Origin of the sequence: Ruegeria sp. HKCCA5763 (assembly GCF_013034545.1) — a bacterium.
Lineage (GTDB): Bacteria > Pseudomonadota > Alphaproteobacteria > Rhodobacterales > Rhodobacteraceae > Ruegeria.
Genome location: NZ_WQGF01000019.1, coordinates 25,456 through 43,294 on the forward strand (window position 1 = coordinate 25,456; position 17,839 = coordinate 43,294).

At 49.8% G+C, this 17,839-nt stretch carries 15 protein-coding genes; 6 read left to right on the plus strand and 9 right to left on the minus strand.

The features are described 5' to 3' along the window. Positions 1–12 precede the first annotated feature (12 nt). The 4 genes from GOV89_RS21420 to GOV89_RS21435 all read right to left on the minus strand — a co-directional run bounded on the left by GOV89_RS21420 (position 13) and on the right by GOV89_RS21435 (position 4,115). Positions 13–405, minus strand: a complete 393-nt coding sequence (locus GOV89_RS21420) for a thermonuclease family protein (protein WP_170494867.1) — start codon at positions 403–405, stop codon at positions 13–15. Between the two features lie 412 nt (positions 406–817). After that, a complete protein-coding gene (locus tag GOV89_RS21425; RefSeq protein WP_170679166.1) occupies positions 818–1,819 on the minus strand; it encodes an AraC family transcriptional regulator in 1,002 nt (333 codons plus the stop codon). Positions 1,820–1,984: 165 nt separating this feature from the next. Beyond that, positions 1,985–2,299, minus strand: a complete 315-nt coding sequence (locus GOV89_RS21430; protein WP_171239058.1) for a hypothetical protein — start codon at positions 2,297–2,299, stop codon at positions 1,985–1,987. Between the two features lie 202 nt (positions 2,300–2,501). Further along, positions 2,502–4,115, minus strand: coding sequence for a hypothetical protein (locus tag GOV89_RS21435; protein ID WP_170679162.1), 1,614 nt, complete (start codon positions 4,113–4,115; stop codon positions 2,502–2,504). Positions 4,116–5,477: 1,362 nt separating this feature from the next. Between GOV89_RS21435 and GOV89_RS21440 the strand changes: the two genes are divergently transcribed. From GOV89_RS21440 to GOV89_RS21450, 3 genes are read left to right on the plus strand one after another with little or no spacing between them, the layout of a single operon-like run. After that, positions 5,478–6,146: a HEPN domain-containing protein gene (locus GOV89_RS21440; RefSeq protein ID WP_170679160.1), complete on the plus strand. Its 669-nt coding sequence runs from the start codon at positions 5,478–5,480 to the stop codon at positions 6,144–6,146. Between the two features lie 53 nt (positions 6,147–6,199). Beyond that, positions 6,200–8,623: an AAA family ATPase gene (locus GOV89_RS21445; protein ID WP_254435589.1), complete on the plus strand. Its 2,424-nt coding sequence runs from the start codon at positions 6,200–6,202 to the stop codon at positions 8,621–8,623. A gap of 6 nt (positions 8,624–8,629) precedes the next feature. Further along, positions 8,630–9,931, plus strand: coding sequence for an McrC family protein (locus GOV89_RS21450; protein WP_170541096.1), 1,302 nt, complete (start codon positions 8,630–8,632; stop codon positions 9,929–9,931). Between the two features lie 54 nt (positions 9,932–9,985). Here the strand turns inward: GOV89_RS21450 and GOV89_RS21455 are convergent, their stop codons facing one another. Together GOV89_RS21455 and GOV89_RS23145 are read right to left on the minus strand one after the other, a co-directional pair. After that, positions 9,986–10,336 carry a hypothetical protein gene (locus tag GOV89_RS21455; RefSeq protein WP_171239059.1) on the minus strand — a complete coding sequence of 117 codons (351 nt, stop codon included), beginning with the start codon at positions 10,334–10,336 and terminating at the stop codon, positions 9,986–9,988. 264 nt (positions 10,337–10,600) lie between these two features. Beyond that, positions 10,601–10,732, minus strand: a complete 132-nt coding sequence (locus GOV89_RS23145) for a DUF3291 domain-containing protein (RefSeq protein ID WP_171239064.1) — start codon at positions 10,730–10,732, stop codon at positions 10,601–10,603. Between the two features lie 148 nt (positions 10,733–10,880). On the opposite strand from GOV89_RS23145, the gene GOV89_RS21465 reads away from it, so the two are divergent. After that, positions 10,881–11,585, plus strand: a complete 705-nt coding sequence (locus GOV89_RS21465; RefSeq protein ID WP_171239060.1) for an SDR family NAD(P)-dependent oxidoreductase — start codon at positions 10,881–10,883, stop codon at positions 11,583–11,585. Between the two features lie 474 nt (positions 11,586–12,059). On the opposite strand, the gene GOV89_RS21470 is transcribed toward GOV89_RS21465, so the two are convergent. Further along, positions 12,060–12,872: a hypothetical protein gene (locus GOV89_RS21470; RefSeq protein WP_170486092.1), complete on the minus strand. Its 813-nt coding sequence runs from the start codon at positions 12,870–12,872 to the stop codon at positions 12,060–12,062. 164 nt (positions 12,873–13,036) lie between these two features. Continuing rightward, entirely contained in the window at positions 13,037–14,878 is a 1,842-nt protein-coding gene (locus GOV89_RS21475) for an adenylate/guanylate cyclase domain-containing protein (protein WP_170486093.1), read from the minus strand. 212 nt (positions 14,879–15,090) lie between these two features. On the opposite strand from GOV89_RS21475, the gene GOV89_RS21480 reads away from it, so the two are divergent. Continuing rightward, positions 15,091–15,945, plus strand: a complete 855-nt coding sequence (locus GOV89_RS21480; RefSeq protein WP_170486094.1) for a PHB depolymerase family esterase — start codon at positions 15,091–15,093, stop codon at positions 15,943–15,945. An 86-nt stretch (positions 15,946–16,031) separates the two neighbouring features. After that, on the plus strand, positions 16,032–16,853 hold the full coding sequence (locus tag GOV89_RS21485; protein WP_170486095.1) for a class I SAM-dependent methyltransferase: 822 nt from the start codon (positions 16,032–16,034) through the stop codon (positions 16,851–16,853). Positions 16,854–17,204: 351 nt separating this feature from the next. On the opposite strand, the gene GOV89_RS21490 is transcribed toward GOV89_RS21485, so the two are convergent. After that, positions 17,205–17,839 (minus strand): LysR substrate-binding domain-containing protein (locus GOV89_RS21490; RefSeq protein ID WP_171239061.1); only part of this gene is annotated, 635 nt, incomplete at its 5' end.

A 17,839-nucleotide genomic window follows, 5' to 3' on the forward strand; every position in this document is an offset into this window, starting at 1 on the left:
GAATTGTGCCGTTCAACAGTACTTTGCGCGTCTTAGTCGAGATTTTGCCGCGGATGTTTCCAGATGACGGTAGCGACCACCAGAGTATCGTGCGCAATCCAATGCATGGCCGGCAGATATAACCGCGGCGCCAACGTCTTGCCCATCCGCATAACAGACGCCCACATACCGGTCGTACGTTCGTTCTCCGTTGAGTTTGCACTCAACAGTCTTGCCATTCAAAAACATCACCATCCAACGTTTCGCATCCCTACCAGCGACGCTGCCGAGTTCGGGTGCATCGACACCTTGTAGTCGGACAGGTGTACCGTTCACTACGATGGTATCAGCGTCGCGAACCTGTAAGCTCCCCGCAGAAAGCGAACTCGCCGAAAAGAAGCAAATTATGAATGCCAATCGCAGCATCTATTTCTTCTCCATTTGTTGAACAATGCACACCACAGGTGATCGGCGGGGGGGCTACGCAGACATTTGTGTTCTGTTGCGTGCCACGCCCCCTGATCCCGCCGCACTCCTCGCCGTCGAGCTTCGCCTGTTCGACGATACAGCGGAACTGGTCTGCATTTGACCCACTCTCTCCCGAATTAATTGCGAGATGCGGCCAAAAGCTTTTTTTGTCATGCCAGTTCCGGGCAAATTCCTACTTTCACTGAAAGCTAGGAACTTCTGCGCCATCAACGACTTCAGACAGGAAATCAACAGAAGGGTTTTCAGAAACACAATCGGCTAATTTGCCTGTTGATGCACTCGGCTTCTTAGGATGTGCTAACGAGCATCCCCTGCGCGCGCCATTTAAGCTCGCAATCAAAGAGCTGGATCAGTTGAGCAGTGAGTAGCCCCTTGGTGCAACGCCGGTCCAACGTTTGAAAGCTGTGGAGAATGCGGCTTGGTCGGCATAGCCGAGCGCAAATGCGATCTCAGAAAACGCCATATCATCTTTCATAAAAGTCTTTGCGAGATCAAACCTAAGTTCGTCCACAATTAAACGGAATGTGAGCCTCTCCTCTTTGAGACGACGCGCAAAAGTCCTAGGGCTCATTCCGAGGCTGGCTGCAACCTCATCTGCCGACAGAATTCGCGCCGGGAGTGAGGTCGTCAACAAACCTTCTATTCGGGATCGAAGTGTTTGATGTCCGTTAACCTGCTCTCGCAGTAGGCGCTCTCCATATTCAGAAAGATGCTCTCTCAGTCTCAAATCATAGGTCGGTATCGCCAAGTCTAGCGCGGAAAGCGGCAAAATGATTTCAAGACTTTCCGACCCAAAGACGACGGGGAAACCCGCCAATTTTTGAAACTTCTCAGCTGATTTTCTAACCTCGTGGTCGAACCGCATTTCTATCGGAAAGAAATTGGTTTGCGTAATCGCCCGCATTCTGGACAACACTCCAAACAACAAAAATTCAGTATGCCTATGGAATTTAGAGTAGCTTGGATCCTTCCATGTCACTTCGAAAGACGCAGCGTTTCCGGATACTTTCAGAATGTATTGGACAGCCGGATCGATGATCTCATGAAACCTTGCGGTGTTTTCTACAGCAGCTCGCAGGTCCTTAGAATACTTACTGATGTAGCCTGTTAAGCTATTTGAAACTCGCCAGGTCGCACCCGCCCGAGCTCCAAATGTTACGTCGCCTAAAGCGTCGCAGGCCTCCCTCACAAACAAAGCTTCTTTTTTGTACTCATAGTGCTTGGCGTTTGGCGCTGCGTCCTTGCGCGTCAAACCACTCTTCTTGAGCACTCGTTCAGCTATTCCTTTGTCACCAGAAAGTTTTTCTAACTCGCCGATTAAATGCGTGAGCCTAGAGGCATCGACTTCCATGAACACACCAGTTTGAATTCGATTTTCCAAAATCCTATTGCTGAGGGATCAGATTTCAAAATGTTAGTCGGCTGCGTCCAGAATTTACAGGTTTGCACTGGCGTATAGGCAACAGAGGACGCTGATCAACACGCCCTCTTGGAAAAGCAAACCGGCCAATTTGAATTAGGCAAATTTGACGTTTGGTGTCTTGGGACCAACGAACGGCAGCATGAACACCGCGAAGGGCAAAAAAATCCACAAGCCCCAGGTCCAATCACGGTTTAGCATCGAAGCGCGTCGCGCCAAGACTGTTCCGACGAAGTAGGCTAGATAGCCCTGCCCAATCAACATCAGAGCGTTGACTGCATGCGCCTCGGTCCAAGTATTGAAGGTCGACGGAATTCCGTACGAAACAAGCACCTTCCAGACAAGTGGAACACCAAAAGTAAAACCAAAGAACGTCAAACCATCAATTGGTGCGTACGCTTTCCGTGTCATGCCAAAAATCAAAAATCCCAGCCATGTCAGGAGCATTGCCCCTTGCACAGAATTCGAAATCGCCATGTGAGTTTCATAATTCATTTCAAGTAACCTTCCTCTTTAACCCTCTGATAAAATGAAGGTTTGAGAGAAAGGTTTCTTTATAGATTCTGCCAAAAAGTTAACTCCAGGCGTCAAAATGAAACTCGCTTCCTGAACGTTACTCTTTCCTGCTTTCACCGTTCTCGAAGACTATTTGCCCCGTTTTTGTGTCGAACCCTAATTCGTACCAAGCCACACCGCGCGCCGTTTTCCCTCTGTCAGGGCTATGTGCAAACCAGTCGATCATTGCGGCGACAACGCACAAGTCCCCTGAACAAGAAATATCGAAGCTTCCGTCCCTGGCAGTGTAATCTCTATTTGGCCAACGCTCAGCGAATTTTTGCTTTTCTTTTAACAACGCTGTTTTACTCAACATACTACCGTAAAATTCGATTTTTGAGCTGTAGGCATTCTCCATTGCTCTCATCGCCGACGTGTTAGGAAGCGACCAACCCGCGAGGTAATTTTTGTAAATTCCTTCCGCATTATAGCGGTCGACGAGATCATCTTTTACGCTGCTACGGCCCTCGTCTTCGGGTTGCTCTCCACTAATGCAGAGCTGAAACGCACTCCTCATCAGGCGCTTGTCCGACTCATTCGGACGAAGATGGAAATACATGCTAATGCCAAGTGCACCGGGTAACCGAACCACGCCTTTCGCCTCACCTGACAGCAAATCTACACCGCGAGAGTCAATTTGGATTTCCGCCACGGCGTGACTGTTACTATAAAAACGCACGTTCTGCGGTGGATACTCTAATTTTGGTTTTCCGGGCGGTGCCCACAGGGAAAAACCGCTAACCATCTCTTGAGCGAGGCCCATTGTGCGTTCATCAATCTGTTTCTGATCTTCAAGCAGCGAAAGAAGCAAAAATGGGACTTCAGCTCGGCAGAACACAGAGACTTTTCCGATGATATTTCTGCCTTCTACATTTCCCGGGAAGGTTGCGTATGCAAAAACACCTTCACCATAAGGTTCCAAAGTGAAATTGCTGAATGCATCGGCAGGCAGAATGTTGAACGACGTTAACTCCTCAAATGTCGGAATGTACATCTCCTCAGGTATTGTCATGCTCATTCTTGAGAAAAGGTCTGGCGATATTCCCATAGACGAAATGTAGCTGTGAACAATTCCAGAAAGGGTTTGTGTCATAACTTCAGTTTCATAGACATCAGCTACTTGGCCTGCTGCGTTGGCCGCGCTGCTGAACTGGTGGAAACCGAGAATTGAATCGTCCCTTAACTCCCTGCTTTCCCCTCCAAGGAAGGCGAGAGCACAAGCCGACATACATATCCCGGGCTCTTCCTTGGGGCGCCAATAGTCATCGCCTTCTGTTCTCTGGCGATACGAGACAACGCGCGCGATCAACCCCTGTTCCCGTATCATTTTCCCGAGCGCCATGCCCCCAAAAAGGCTGCCACCCCGTGAGTTCAAATCGATATAAAAGGTGAAACCATCAAATGGCTCTGAGTTGAGAAACTCTCGAAATACATTAGGGGTATCTGAAGTTATCTCACCATCAGCTACCACGTAGTTGCTGTGGTTCGCGTAGATTATGTCAAAGGTCATTTCCTTTGACCAAGCCGGCTGAACAAGCAGCACAAGCAGCGCTAGGACCCCCAGAAGATCTTTGATCTGCACCTTTGGCCCTTTCGTGCTGATTTGCTCGAATCCTGCGTCTCGACCAGATCTGGTCACCGCTGGAAACCCTATTCGAGTAGTTAGCTTCATCAAGTTGTCCTATGCCGACTTCACCTAAATTCGAGCAGAGACCGTTGCTCAAAGTAAACCCTGAATTGCGTCATATTTTGAGCATCGGTTAGTTTCTAGGAAGGGACATAAACTCAGTGGGTGAGTAGCGGCGTTTCTAGCAACTCACGTGCCCGACAACGCCTGAGCGTGCGCCTGTAGAAGTCACTGTGCAATGTGATCTTTGGGGGGCCGGTGCCGGGCTATTCAATGTTTCAGCGCCAAGCGCAATAAGAGCAGCACCCGTTTGAGCGGCCCCAGAATTTGCCTCTGACTGCTGCCAAGTGGTCATTACACACTGCGTCATTTCTTGGGTGCCCGGAACAAAACCAAAATTTTGGCACTTCTTGGTGAAATGTGCGCGTTTGGTTTCCATAGGCGTCGCGCTGTGCCAAATCGGGCTTTCAATGCGCGTAATCGCGGCAGTTCCGTCTACATTTGTACACGCCGCAACTAAAGGCAGTGCCGCTGCTATCAATACCAAATTCTTCACGATCTTTTCCTCCGATCAATTATCTTGTTTCAAGGCTGAGTTAGTCATGGGGACACAACCGAACTTTTTAATCTACGCCAGAGAACGTGAAAGTGCTGCCAAATGATTGGGCTCAATCTATTTTGCGGGGATTCCTACGAGGTTGTAGGGGCGCTTACAAACTTGCGTTTTCAACATTGATTTCATTGATGTGAATCTTGGAAGTTTTCTCATGTTTCCGCGCGAGCATTTGCGCTTTGGTCAAAGCCTCTTCGAGTTCGGAGACTAAATTTCATGGCCTGCTCGCATGTATTTTATACCACCGCTATCATTACGATTGGCACATATTAAATTGCACAAAAAAGCCGCTGGCTTTCTGCGGCAAGTCTTATCAACACCTTAACCCCTAAAATATGACATTTTTTCATATATTTACAAAAAATCAGATGAACTGAGCCACAAATAGTGGCAGCACGGAAAAAAAATCTGGCACACAATATAATGTTTTATCTCAAGAGCAACACAACTTGAAGACGTGAAGACTTGCTGTTCGAGCCATCAAGGTACTCGAACCATTCGTCAACCAAATAAGGGATGAATAAATGTTTGCGAATAAAGCTCTGACACAGTTTGTTCTAGGTATTATCGGTGCTGTAATTGTATTCCAATTCACACCAGTCTACACCGATGAGAAAGTGGATCTTGCCCAGATCGCGGAATTTCAAATTTCTGCCTATACATGAACAATAATTCGTCACTTTGGTACATTTTGAATTAGCAGTCGCCAGGTATCAGCACGCTGATTAGTGTGACAAAAATGCTGAGCTAAATGCCAGACTTGCTGTGCGAGCGAAGTGTCGAAAGGTCGGAAAATGACTTTGGATCTATCTCATACCAACTTGAAGTCAAAGCAGAGGGAAATTCGAAATGGGTTTCCTGAGGGCCTTGGTTTGCGAGTTCATAGAGCCCTAAGCTGGCTTGGGAGAGCCGAAACGCTTAGCGACGATAACGATGCTCAGTTTGTTTTTCTTTGGATCGCTTTCAATGCCGCATACGCTAGAGAAGACGCGTTCCATGAGTATGCGGCCACTGAGCGGACGGTATACACTGAATTTTTTTCAAAGCTGGTTTCACTGGATGATGAGCAGCGAATCTATGATGCGATCTGGAAAAAATTCTCAGGGCCAATACGAAGCCTGATGAGCAACAGATTCATCTTCAGCGCTTTTTGGCATCACTTTAACGGTAAGCCAGGTTTTGAAGATTGGGAGCGGCGCTTTGTGACGTCCTCGCGCGCATTCACGAACGCAATACAAGCGCAAGACAGCGCTCAGGTCTTAAGCAAGTTGTTTGAGCGGCTTTATGTCTTACGCAACCAACTGATTCACGGTGGATCTACGTGGAAAAGTTCTGCAAACCGGGAACAAGTCCGAGACGGAGCGGTCATCTTGTCCTTTTTAGTTCCTGTATTCATTGACATCATGATGGATCATCCCGGGGAGAATTGGGGACAACCATATTATCCTGTGGTTGAGAATTAGGCCCATTACCACCAGTGTGAAAAACAAAAATGTCCTCGGAGGAGCCAGGTAGCATGTCTCGATATAATCCGCATGAGCACGCAGCGCCTGTGTACGAAGCTGCAAGTGTTTGGGTTCAGAACTGTCTTGAGACGGACGGGTCCTTGTTTTTGGCAGGCGAAAGCCGTTGGACAAAAGAACTGTTCGACGAGCTTGATCTGTACTTTGTGCAAAACTTGGACGAAGGAGAAGGAAACTTCTACGAGAAACTTGAAGATCAACTCTCGCGATGCTCATCGCAAGGCAAACAGCTGATGGCTGAGGTGACTTGGTTGCTGCTGTTGTTTGCTTCACGGATCACGCCTGAAAAGAAGAGATCAGATATCCAACTAATCTGGTCTTGGTCGGATGAAGATTTGGACGAGAGCCATCACCTGTTGACCAAAGAGTGTCTGGGGGGAATCGGTCACACAGGAACGGCATACAACACGCACAGATGGCGTGAGTATGTATTTTTCATCAACGCAATGCGTGATTTCAAATCAAAGTCGCAAGTAGAAAAAAGTGAGCTTGCAAATGAACCGTGGAAATTTAACGACTGGTTGTTGAGTGTAGCAGATGGGGAAAACCGTCAGCTTCGTCATATTCTGACGCACCTAGTTTTCCCAGATAGTTTCGAGCGCATTAGCAGCTTCAAAGACAAAAAGATGATTGTTTCTACGCTCCGAGATGTTCCGATAAGGGAAGTCAACAAGTGGGAGCTATCACGTGTGGATCATGAATTATTGGAGCTTCGGGAAGAGATCGAAAAACAACGAACAGATCCATTGGATTTCTATTTGGATGAGTTTGTAGCGCAATGGCGACCTACAAAGACAAAAAAATCAAAAACTGCACAAGCGTTCCAAGGTTCATCGGTATCAGTTGAATCGAATGACGAGCCGGTCGAGCCAGTTGCTCGTAATAAACGGCAATCTCTGAACACAATCCTCTATGGCCCTCCGGGTACAGGCAAAACCTACGAAACAGCACGACGGGCCGTAGCCATATGCGACGGACAAGTTCCGGCAACACGTTCAAAGCTTATGAAAAGGTATGCTGAGCTTCAGGCAGAAAAGCGCGTTGAATTTGTAACTTTTCATCAAAACTACAGCTATGAAGAATTTGTCGAAGGTTTGCGTCCGGAAACTGGCGATGAAGACAGCGACGCGGTTCAATCGGCGGGGTTCCGTCTGACACCTCGATCAGGTGTACTAAAACGGATCGCGGAACGCGCGAAGCAAAGGCCCGCGAGGTTGACAAGTCAAAGCGACTATTCTGACAAGAAGATTTTCAAGATTTCATTGGGTCGGGCCTGGAACCCGGAAGATGACAACATTCGCGCCGAAGCCTATGAGGAAGGTATTATTTCTTTAGGCTACGGAGGAGAAATAGACTGGTCTGACGCCGCCTACGGCAGCTTTCGCGCAATTGCTGAACGCTGGCGAGAAGAACCCGGTGAAGCAGAAGCGACAGGTAAAAACCCAAACATAGAGTTCATCAACCAACTACGAAACGAATTGCGGGTGGGGGATATAGTTGTTGCCAGTCAGGGAAATCGGCGTTTTCGAGCCGTCGGTGTAGTAACTGGCGAATATGAATTCGAAATAGACGCACGCTACCCACATCGTAGAAAGGTCGAGTGGCGATGGCAGTCAGAAGACGAGATTGGGCTTGAAGTTGGCGACATCTATGAAAGTAACTTTTCACAGCAATCGATTTATCAACTCTATCCAAAGCGAATAAACTGGCCAACTTTGTTGGCTTATCTTGAACCCGACGCAACTTCTGATCTTCATCCTGCTCACGTACTGATTATTGATGAGATCAATCGCGCTAATATCTCCAAGGTGCTGGGAGAACTCATTACTCTTTTGGAAGAAGACAAGCGTATCGGTGCTCTTAATGAATTGACTGTTTCGCTTCCATATTCAGGTGAAGCCTTCTCCTTGCCATCTAATCTACACATCGTTGGTACGATGAACACCGCTGACAGATCTATTGCTTTGCTCGACACAGCACTTAGGCGCCGTTTTGTCTTCGAAGAGTTGCCTCCCAAATACGAAGTTCTAGAGGGCATGGTCGTCGAAGGTATACCCTTGGATCAAGTGCTAAAAGCGATCAATCAAAGACTGGAGTGGTTCTTGGGGGCCGATCATTTAATTGGCCACGGCTATTTTACAAATGTCCAAGATCTCTCTGACCTTGACGGTGTAATTGGGAATAAGGTGGTTCCCTTACTGCGTGAATATTTCCACGAAGATCTTGGGCGAGTTCGCGCAATTTTGGGGGGCGGCGACAGCTTTTTGCGTCGTGAACGAATCCAAACCCCACCAGGAATGCAGGTGGATTATGAAGAGCCCAGGTATCGGTTTTTAGACAACTATCTTGAGCTGGGCGAGTACGGCCCCGAGGCGTATGACGAACTCTTGGGTATCTCCACAGAACAAGAGGGATGACGCTGGATGCATAGTGTTAGCTATCGTCAAAAAACCCTAACTACAAAAGAATGGGGTTTGATCAGGCTTGGCGAAAACGGACTTTCCGAGGAGCAAGTCGACCGCTTGCAGAAAACTGCTGAAAAAGCGGCCGGGTGTCTGCACTTACATGAAGGTGCAGTCCTCACGAGGGTTGTGAATGGTCTAAAAGCCGGACAGGTTTGCGGTGTAGTCAGCACGCAAGATCGAGCGGTTGAAATCTTGCCGAAGATCGAAGGGCTATCTGGTGCCGAAAGTAAACACGCCCTAATTCGAATGCTTTCAGTCGCTCACGATCTGAATGTTTCGGATAGCGAAAGCGCATTTCTCGCAACCCAAAGACATGACTTGCTAGAGTTACTGATCCAGATCTTTGTGCGTCGACTTAAAAAGGCTATGCAGGCAGGTTTACAAAGACAGTATCGGACAAATGACGAGGAGCTTCCTTTTGTCCGCGGAACACTAAAAGTTGTGCAGCAGCTCACGAAAAGACCTGTAGCGCCGACGCAACTGTACTGCCAATTCGACGATCTTTCTGAGGACACACCTCTGAATCGCCTATTAAAAGCTGCCTCAACGGCTGTACTTGGGATTTCGAGAACTCAAGAAACTCAAAGAGAACTGCACCAAATATTGGACGGTCTTCGATACGTTGGAAAATCAGAAAATGCTCTGAATGAGCCTGTGCAATTGGATCGAAGCACGGCTGCATTCAAAGACCTGGTTCCTTTGGCACGACTCCTTTTGACAGGGAATTGGCAGAGTACTACTTCCGGCGAAACAACCGGTACATCTCTCTTGTTTCCTATGAATGAACTTTTTGAGAGATACGTTGCTCGACGAGCTCAGCAAACAATTGGTAGCGAAATCGTACGCAAGCAGCACGCGAAGCATCATGTGCTTGTGAACAAGCTCTTTCGGATGATCCCGGACCTGGTTTTTGACTATCCATCGGGGCCCGTCATAGTTGATACAAAGTGGAAAAGCTTGGACATCACAGATCAAAAGAAGCTCGGTGTTGCCCAATCTGATGTTTACCAAATGCTGGCCTATGGCCATGGTTATTCGAACGACAGTGCGAAGCCTCGACTTGTTTTGTTGTATCCACATCCTTCCGACCTGGGGACAAATGAAGGAATTCTAAAAAACTGGATTTTGTCGGGCTCAGGGTTGCCACTCTCAATTTGTAGTGTTGACGTCTCTCGACGTCGCTCTCCCACTGAATGGCGAGATTTTTTTCGCAAAATCGCACCTGCTGAAGCTTCCAAGACGCAGACGATGGCGATTTGAAACGACTATTTAGATCCTGGCTTCATTGTAAGTCTTTGCCCATTGGATCTTGTTCTACTGTATCAATTTCCCAAGTCGACTTTGGGCGGATGCAACCGCATTGCTGTCAAATACGTCCGGAAAGCGAACAACGACAGTTTCCCAGATTGTATTCAGGTTGAACAGTTTTCCGTCAGGGTCGAAGCCTCCGAATTGAACCTGATGAGCAATTACATCAATGGCCGAAGCATAATCACCGGACATGAACATCCGCCAAGTGTATGAAGCAAATCCACTTTCAGTCACGGAAAGCTCATATTCCCCCAATATCTTCAAACATTCCCGCACAGCTTCGTAGGCACGAGAGTTTCGAGAAGGTATCAGCACGCCATGTTCTCGCAGGCATTGCTCAGAAGCGTCGGCCATAATAGCGCGTGCATAGGGCATACCAGCATTGGGCAGGTATCTTTGGCTCCTTAGGAGACTTGTACCAGAGGCGCTCTTAGTCGTACCTCAAGACTCTGGTTATGACCTGAAACATCTGGCAAAGCTCCGAGATGAGATTGGTCTTGATGGAATTCGTTTCGCAACATTACCAGAAGCTGGAGCCAGGCGTTTTGAAGACTTGGTGGTTCAGGAGTAAGCAACGGGTTAAGGATAGTCGATCCAGATTTGAGGTCGCTGGGCTGCTTATTTAACAACCATATCTTTGCCAGTTGCAAAGTCGTAAGCCTCCGGACTTGGCCCATCTGTTCTCAACCGAAGAAGTCTTTCCTTTCCTTCTGTCAGGCTCGGGATATGGCCAGCCCAGATTGGCCAGATACTCGTCTGTCGAGCAGCAGCCCAAACCCGACATTAAAAACAAGACTTTGCAATTCCAGCTTTGCGAACTTTGCCGCCCCTCACCGAACGAAACAAGAGGTTTCGTGCTACGATTGCAAAGAGACTAAAGCTGTAAGGAGAAGAAGTCATGGATGGCAAGGTATGTCTCATCATCGGTTTTGGCCCGGGCTTGGGTGCCGCATATGCTGAGGTTTTCAAGCAGGCCGGTTACTCTCTCGCACTGCTGAGTCGTTCGGGCGCCACACTCGGTGACGACGGTTCAACTGATACGTCAGTTCGATCCTACAGATGCGACGCCGGAGACCCTGAAAACTTGAAGAAAGCGCTTGCCACAGTCCAGAGCGAACTAGGCGAAATTGATGTCGTTATCTACAACGCAGACCTCGCACAGTTTGGAACGCTTGAAGACGTTTCGGAGCTCCAGTTCGAGCAGAGTTGGCGCGTCGGGGCTCTTGGTCTTTTTACTACCGCAAAGCTTCTAGGGCCTCAGATGGTCGAACGTGGTTCCGGAGTGATCATTGTGTCGGGCGCGACCGCTGCGCTTCGTGGGAACGTTTGGACTACTGTTTTTGCGCCTTCAAAGTCTGCCCAACGTACGCTGGCAAATGCACTGGCAAAGCAACTCGGTCCTAGGGGTGTACATGTGGCGTATCTCGTTATCGACGGTGTGATCGACACCGAGGACACTCGAACGAACTTTGCACCAGATGAACCCGATGACTTCTTTATCAAGCCAGAGCGGATTGCGGAGACAGCTCTGATGTTGGTGCGACAAGACAAGTCGGCCTGGACATTCGAACTCGACATTCGCCCCTTCGGAGAAAAGTGGTAGCTCTCTGACAGCCCGAAGCAGCCATTCACAAGAGGACTTTGAATTTCCTGAAAAGCAGACAAAGCTGTCGTTTTCTTTTAGCGCCCTATGGTTGTCTTTTTGACCTTTTAGGCACGCCGAGAACTTGAGCACTTCTCTATAAGTTGGGGGATGGCCCACTCACTAACCATCCCCCAGCCGAACTGGACTACAAAGGTCCAGGACGGTTGACTAAAACCCTTCAATTGCGGTTTCGACCTGGCCACAAAACTTATCAATATCGCGCTCAAGCATATCGCTTTCTCGGGTCTCATCTCTGACCGCAGATAGTTCATCTACAACAGCCCGCAAATCTTCTTATGGAGCTGCCTCCGCGATGCGCCCCAAAGCTCGAATAACCTGCTGGGTGAAGCAGCCGGTACATCCCATTCGCGGACCTTCGCAACCAAGCTTTGCAAATTCCGAAATGCCAACCGAACAGACTTTTGTCCGAGATTACACCCGATACCAGTTTTCAACTTCTCGGGCGGCTGCTTCGGCTGAAAAAGTAGTCTCTACCTCTGCGATTGCGTACTTTACTTCGTCTGAGCTAGCACCGAGTTCTAAGACGTTCGCATTCAGGTCATGGGCTGACCCGGCATCTGAATAAATCGTATCGACCGCAATTCTGACAACGTTTCGGTGTTGCAGCAGGTGCTCAAAAAACCGCACATAGATCAGCTCCTCGTACGGAGAATGAATATCCGCTTCAGAGATTAAGCCCAATTCTGCGGCCTTGGCACACGTTAAACGCCAAGCCAGTTCCATTGTGGATGGTGGCGCGTCCCTAGCCTCATCAGGATGTCTGGGGTTCGCAAACGTAGATCTTCGAATAGCTTCGAGATTGGCACGCAAGCCCTTTGTGGGAACCGGATAAATGAATTTGGTTTCCTCTGAAGCTAAGGCAGGCTCAAGCTGATCCGGCTGCGCCTGGATGAACTCTGAAAACCTGTTTCCGATGATAGGGACTTCACCGACAATCATGCCTGTGGGGTCGGTATTCTCCGCCAGCCATCGCGCCAGTGCTCTCCGCCCCCACAGCCCGGCTGCCTTTCGGATCAACGGATGAGTTCCATCCGAAACATCCGGATACCTCGCGAGTATATCTTCGGTTTGAAACGCCGCGAGCCCCGTATCCCAACGCATGATATGCACACGACGTCCCAAGGAGATCGCAATGGATATCTGCTGACGCAACAGGAATGACTTTCCAGATGCCGGTAATCCAGTGAAGAAAACCATGCGGCAACGACGTGCAGCGTCCGCCAAGTGTCTTCCAATCTCTGTGTCCGCAAAACTGTCCTTTGAAATAACGAATCTCCTAATTCGGTGTCGGCAACAGCGTTAGGTAGCAAGCGCAACTTGGTTCCAAAACCGCTACAAACATTCTATGCCCGCCCTTCTGAAGGCGATGTTTGCAAGCAATCTCGGCGTTAGTTCTCTGAAACTTCAATACCGGCAATGCGAAGCCCATCCATTATCTTTTCGATCAGCTCCGTTGGCATTCCACGTGCTCGATACGGTGCGCGTGGATCGTCAAGAAACTCCGGGTGTTCGTTTTGCAAGCGTCGCGCCATCTCTTGCGCCTTTTGTTGCTCGCCGTCCAAAGCATAGCTTGCAGTCAGGCTTGCCATCGACATGGTGGATTTCGGCGTACCCCAGCTCAAGATGACTTTTTGTGCTTCATCATAATTGTCTTGCAAGATCGCGTGCAGCACCCAAGCGTTGTTGTAGCCAGGATGAAGTTTGGGGTTGAGGTCTTTTGCGCGGGAAATCCACTCTTTACCTTTTTCAAACTCGCCGGAGTAAGCAAGAAAGATACCCAGATCCGCGAGGATCCAGGAATCATTGGGACTAAGCTCCGTGGCGTTCTTTGCGTGTTCAAAGAAGACCGCCTTGTCTTCTCCCGTCATTCTGCTGAGGATTGCCAGGGCGTAGTGCGCATCCGCATTGTCCGGGTCTTCCTCAAGTGCACGTGTGGCGGCGTCTCGGGCCTTATTTGCCCAATCCGGATCGGTGTCGAATGATCGTTTCTTAGACTCGAGATAGTTAAAGGCCAATCGCGACCAAGCAAGAGAGTAACCAGGTTCTTCCTTCACGGTTCGCAGTAGACAGTCCCGAGCCTTGCGATGCGCTTCAATGCTGAAACTTTGATAAAACCAGAATCCCAACAGATAGCATTCATAGGCTTCCAGGTTTTCCGGTGCCTTGTCGCGGATAGCCTGCTGTACAGAAGCGTTGAACAACGGGGCATCGCTTGAGCCGATTTGCGAGGCGACCTTTCTTGCAATCTCAACCTGGATATCCAGGACATTTGAGATGCTTAGGTCCATATCAAAGGGGCCCGGCGGCGTGAGTTGACGGCAAGTCCTTGCATTGATGAACGTAGTTGTCACCCGCAGTTTCGAGTCAGACCGTTGGGCCGTGCCGCCAAGTATGTAATCGGCCCCTAACGCATCCTTGATCGCTTCGCAATCTATCTGACTGCTGAAGTCGGCGCCAGCTTCGGGAGCTATAACAAACAGGTTTGAGAACTTCGCCAACAAGGCATTAAGATCACGCGTCAAACCTTCAGCGAAATACTCGTCTTCCTTGTTTTCCCCGATTGTTTCAAAAGGTATAATGACAATCCGCGCACCTGACGGAAGGTCGCGCGGATCATCTCTTCCAAAGACAAAAAAAGCTGAAATCGCGGTAACTGTGGCGACAACAGCCGTCGCGGCAGTCCATCGGATCGCTGCGCTGCGCTTGGGTTTGACCGCAAGTTCCGGAGGCCAGGTCCAAACCTCGACCTTATTAGCGATATTCTTCAATTCATGGGCGCCAGCATGCGCAAATTCCGCGTCCACCTTTCCCGAAAGTTGATCGGCAACTGCTTTGGAAACACAAATGCCTCCGGGCGGTGCGATTGCTTCCAACCGAGAGGCAATGTTGACGCCGTCTCCCAGCAGATTATCGCCATCTGCCACGACGTCACCGAGATGTATTCCGATACGAAGGTTCATGCGCCCTTTTTCCGGCAGATCGAGGTTGCGAGCTTTCAGTTCTCTTTGAATTTCCAATGCACAGCGGGACGCGTCCGTTGCACTTGTGAATTCAGCGATGACGCTGTCACCCGCGCTGCCGAACACGCGACCACCATAGTTTGAGATGAGGTCATCAATGAGTTTTCGGTAGCTCTTTAGGGTGGTAATCGTGCCCTCTTCATCACGCCCGATCAGGCGTGAGAATCCCACAAAATCCGCAGCCAGAATGGCGGTTAGACGGCGTTCCATAAGTCCCCCCGTACCACTTTAATGAAAGTTACCTGGGTTCTCGAACAAAATCTAAGTTCTTACCCAAGCTCATAACTACTCATTTGGAAAGAGATCGACCGGCCAACTTTGCCTAAACTTCAGATAGTTCACAAACGCTTGGCCGCTGCCTTCGGAGATGCGCAACGCTGTGCTATGATTTTCTGTGACCTAACCACAAAGGTACACTTTTGATGCGACCCGAAACGCGCAATCGCATTTTGACGCTCAGTATTGTCATTGCTGTTATTGCTGCAAGTCCGAAAGAGGCCTTTGCCTCGGACGGAGAGTGTGGCGCGCCAGATGTACCTTGCACACTGGAAGGCGGTGAGTACTACGTGGCCCTACCAGATGTTCCGGATGAACCGCCTGCCGTCATTTGGTTGCACGGTTATGGACGGTCTGGGAAAGGGATGATCCAGAACTCCGCCTATGTCGATCCTTTCATCCGGCGCGGCTACGCTGTGATTATGCCGAGCGGGCAGCCCAGTATTAATAACAAAGACCTCGATTGGGGCGTGGCTGACGGGTATGACCTGGCACGGGATGATGTCGCCTTTATCGACGCCGTGCGCGCCGACGCGGTGGAGCGCTTCGGTATAGACCCGTCGAGAATACTGATCGCAGGTTTCTCCCGCGGCGGTTCGATGGTCTGGGACATTGCGTGCCAAGCGCCAGAGATGGCAAGAGGCTTTGCCGCTGTGGCTGGAGCATTCTGGGAGCCCATGACCACTGAGTGCGATGCGCCAGTTCACCTATTTCACGTACATGGCTTCAAGGATCGAATGGTGCCGTTCGAAGGCCGACAGCTGACATGGGAGGGTGTTGATTTTCACCAGGGTAACGTCATGAAGGGCTTGGATGTCTGGCGCCGCGAGAACGCCTGCTTGGGTAGCGCGGAAAACAGCTTTGGCGATGACGACTCGATGCAGAAGGACTGGATGGATTGTGAGGCAGGCTCGATCCGGCTGAAAGTCACCAAAGGTGGACACGGCGTGCCGGAGGGATGGCGGGACGCGGTGCTCGATTGGTTCGAAGCTATACCTTGAACACTTGAGTGCCCTTATACCCTTCGGTTGCTTTGGTCGTAGATGAATTCAGTAGCACCCGACTTGTTTGATGAAAGGGTGGGAAAATGAAAGAACAGGTTTCCGATCACTATGGTCGCAGCCGTAGCCTGATCGACCAAATAGCTGATCGCCTGAAGGCCGCGGGCGTTGACCCGAAGAAACTGTGCGCCGCTGATTTTGAGCCTATCGATGAGTTCCATTTTCGAGGCAGACAGGCGACTTTACAGCTACTGGAGAAACTGGAGCTAGCGCCAGGTTCGAATGTGCTTGATATTGGTAGTGGCCTGGGTGGGGTCACCAGAACAATTGCTGAAGAAGTACAGGGCAAGGTTACTGGCATAGATCTGACGCAAGAGTTTTGCGACGCAGCCAAGACCATTTCAGATTGGGTCGCTCTCAATGAACAAACCACGTTTATTCAGGGAGATGCAACAAAGCTGCCATTTTCGGACAGCAGTTTTGATGGCGCGGTAACTGTCCATGTTGCAATGAACATCCCGGACAAGCTTTCGGTGTACAAAGAGGCCCGTCGTGTCCTGAAGCCGGGAGCACGATTTGGCATTTATGACATTCTACAGGGTGAAGGTGGTGACGTTGTATATCCGACACCATGGGCCATGGATGCCTTAATCAGCTATCTCGCGACCCCGAAAGAAATGGTCAGTTTGCTGCAAGATGCAGGTTTTGGGATTTTGGACGAAGAAGATTCAACGGCTGAAAGCTACGAATGGCTAAAGGCGAGAGTTTCGAAGCCCAAGTCTAAGAGCACCGTGCCGGTTACGACTCAGATACTATTTGGGGAAATCGCCAGCGATATGGTTCAGAACCAACTTCTGGCTTTGGACGAACGTCGTTTGTTAACGTACCGCTTCATTTGCGTGGCCTGACGATGGGGTTGCGCCGACGCTCGGCCCGGTTTTTGCTGGACCTTTAAGCTCGGGCATGACCGAGGCTAACTTGCTTGAATAGTGTCGGCAGGCATCGGGCCCACGAAACGAAATTGCCGCGTTTCCCTGTTGAACAACCACCTTTGTTCAATTCAGGGCGTTCATTTTCTCCGAGTTCTCAGCCACCTTGGCAGAACTCTTTTTGACGACGCGGCCAATTCTTCCTTCGCTGGCCGGTCGGAGTATATATCGAGTTCTTCCGCTACGTTGATGAAAAGCCTTCACTGCCGTTTTGTGCAAAAGAGTTTGCCCTCGTGTCAAAAAGCAGAGTCTCAGCCTATTTTCACTGGATCACGACTTGTAGATCGCAGCGTAACGAGGTGCGAAGAACTTAACGAACGCTCTAACCTCTGGCCGACGATAGGCTTCAGGCGAAATGAGCATTATGTGCGGCACCGCAAGTTCGGGGATTTCGTCGAAGCATCGGATAAAGGACACGTCTGTTTCAACCAACTTCACATTGCTGATCCCAAGACCTTGTCCTGATCTAATCGCCGCGTGCATTAGCTCCAGTTCGGTAAAAGACATGACGATCTGTTCCGGTGCCACGTGATCGGTCAGCCATTCGTGGAATACATTCGGTACATCGTCCCGCTGAAAGGTAACAAACTGATGCCCGGTCAGATCATCGGGTGACCCCGGCAAGCCAAATTTGTCCGCGTAATTCCTGCTGCCGAACAAAGACCAGCGCGCCGTGCTGATCTTCCGGCAGATCAGGTCAGGATCAGGATCGGTTCTTGCGAGGCGCAAAGCAATGTCGGCCTCCCCAGCCATCAGGTCCAGTGCCCGAACGCTGGATAAAAACTCGAATGCGACATCCTGATTGTCGGCGGAAAACTCGTTTACGATTTCGATCATGCGTGCGGAGAAATTTGCCGAATAAGCGGTGATACGGATGGGTTGTGTCGACGTCAATTCCTTCGCGC

Excerpts from the sequence above, each read along its gene's own strand:
- GOV89_RS21420 (WP_170494867.1), bottom strand. The coding sequence starts at position 405 with ATGCTGCGATTGGCATTCATAATTTGCTTCTTTTCGGCGAGTTCGCTT.
- GOV89_RS21425 (WP_170679166.1), bottom strand. The coding sequence starts at position 1,819 with ATGGAAGTCGATGCCTCTAGGCTCACGCATTTAATCGGCGAGTTAGAA.
- GOV89_RS21430 (WP_171239058.1), bottom strand. The coding sequence starts at position 2,299 with ATGACACGGAAAGCGTACGCACCAATTGATGGTTTGACGTTCTTTGGT.
- GOV89_RS21435 (WP_170679162.1), bottom strand. The coding sequence starts at position 4,115 with ATGAAGCTAACTACTCGAATAGGGTTTCCAGCGGTGACCAGATCTGGT.
- GOV89_RS21440 (WP_170679160.1), top strand. The coding sequence starts at position 5,478 with ATGACTTTGGATCTATCTCATACCAACTTGAAGTCAAAGCAGAGGGAA.
- GOV89_RS21445 (WP_254435589.1), top strand. The coding sequence starts at position 6,200 with ATGTCTCGATATAATCCGCATGAGCACGCAGCGCCTGTGTACGAAGCT.
- GOV89_RS21450 (WP_170541096.1), top strand. The coding sequence starts at position 8,630 with ATGCATAGTGTTAGCTATCGTCAAAAAACCCTAACTACAAAAGAATGG.
- GOV89_RS21455 (WP_171239059.1), bottom strand. The coding sequence starts at position 10,336 with ATGGCCGACGCTTCTGAGCAATGCCTGCGAGAACATGGCGTGCTGATA.
- GOV89_RS21465 (WP_171239060.1), top strand. The coding sequence starts at position 10,881 with ATGGATGGCAAGGTATGTCTCATCATCGGTTTTGGCCCGGGCTTGGGT.
- GOV89_RS21475 (WP_170486093.1), bottom strand. The coding sequence starts at position 14,878 with ATGGAACGCCGTCTAACCGCCATTCTGGCTGCGGATTTTGTGGGATTC.
- GOV89_RS21480 (WP_170486094.1), top strand. The coding sequence starts at position 15,091 with ATGCGACCCGAAACGCGCAATCGCATTTTGACGCTCAGTATTGTCATT.
- GOV89_RS21485 (WP_170486095.1), top strand. The coding sequence starts at position 16,032 with ATGAAAGAACAGGTTTCCGATCACTATGGTCGCAGCCGTAGCCTGATC.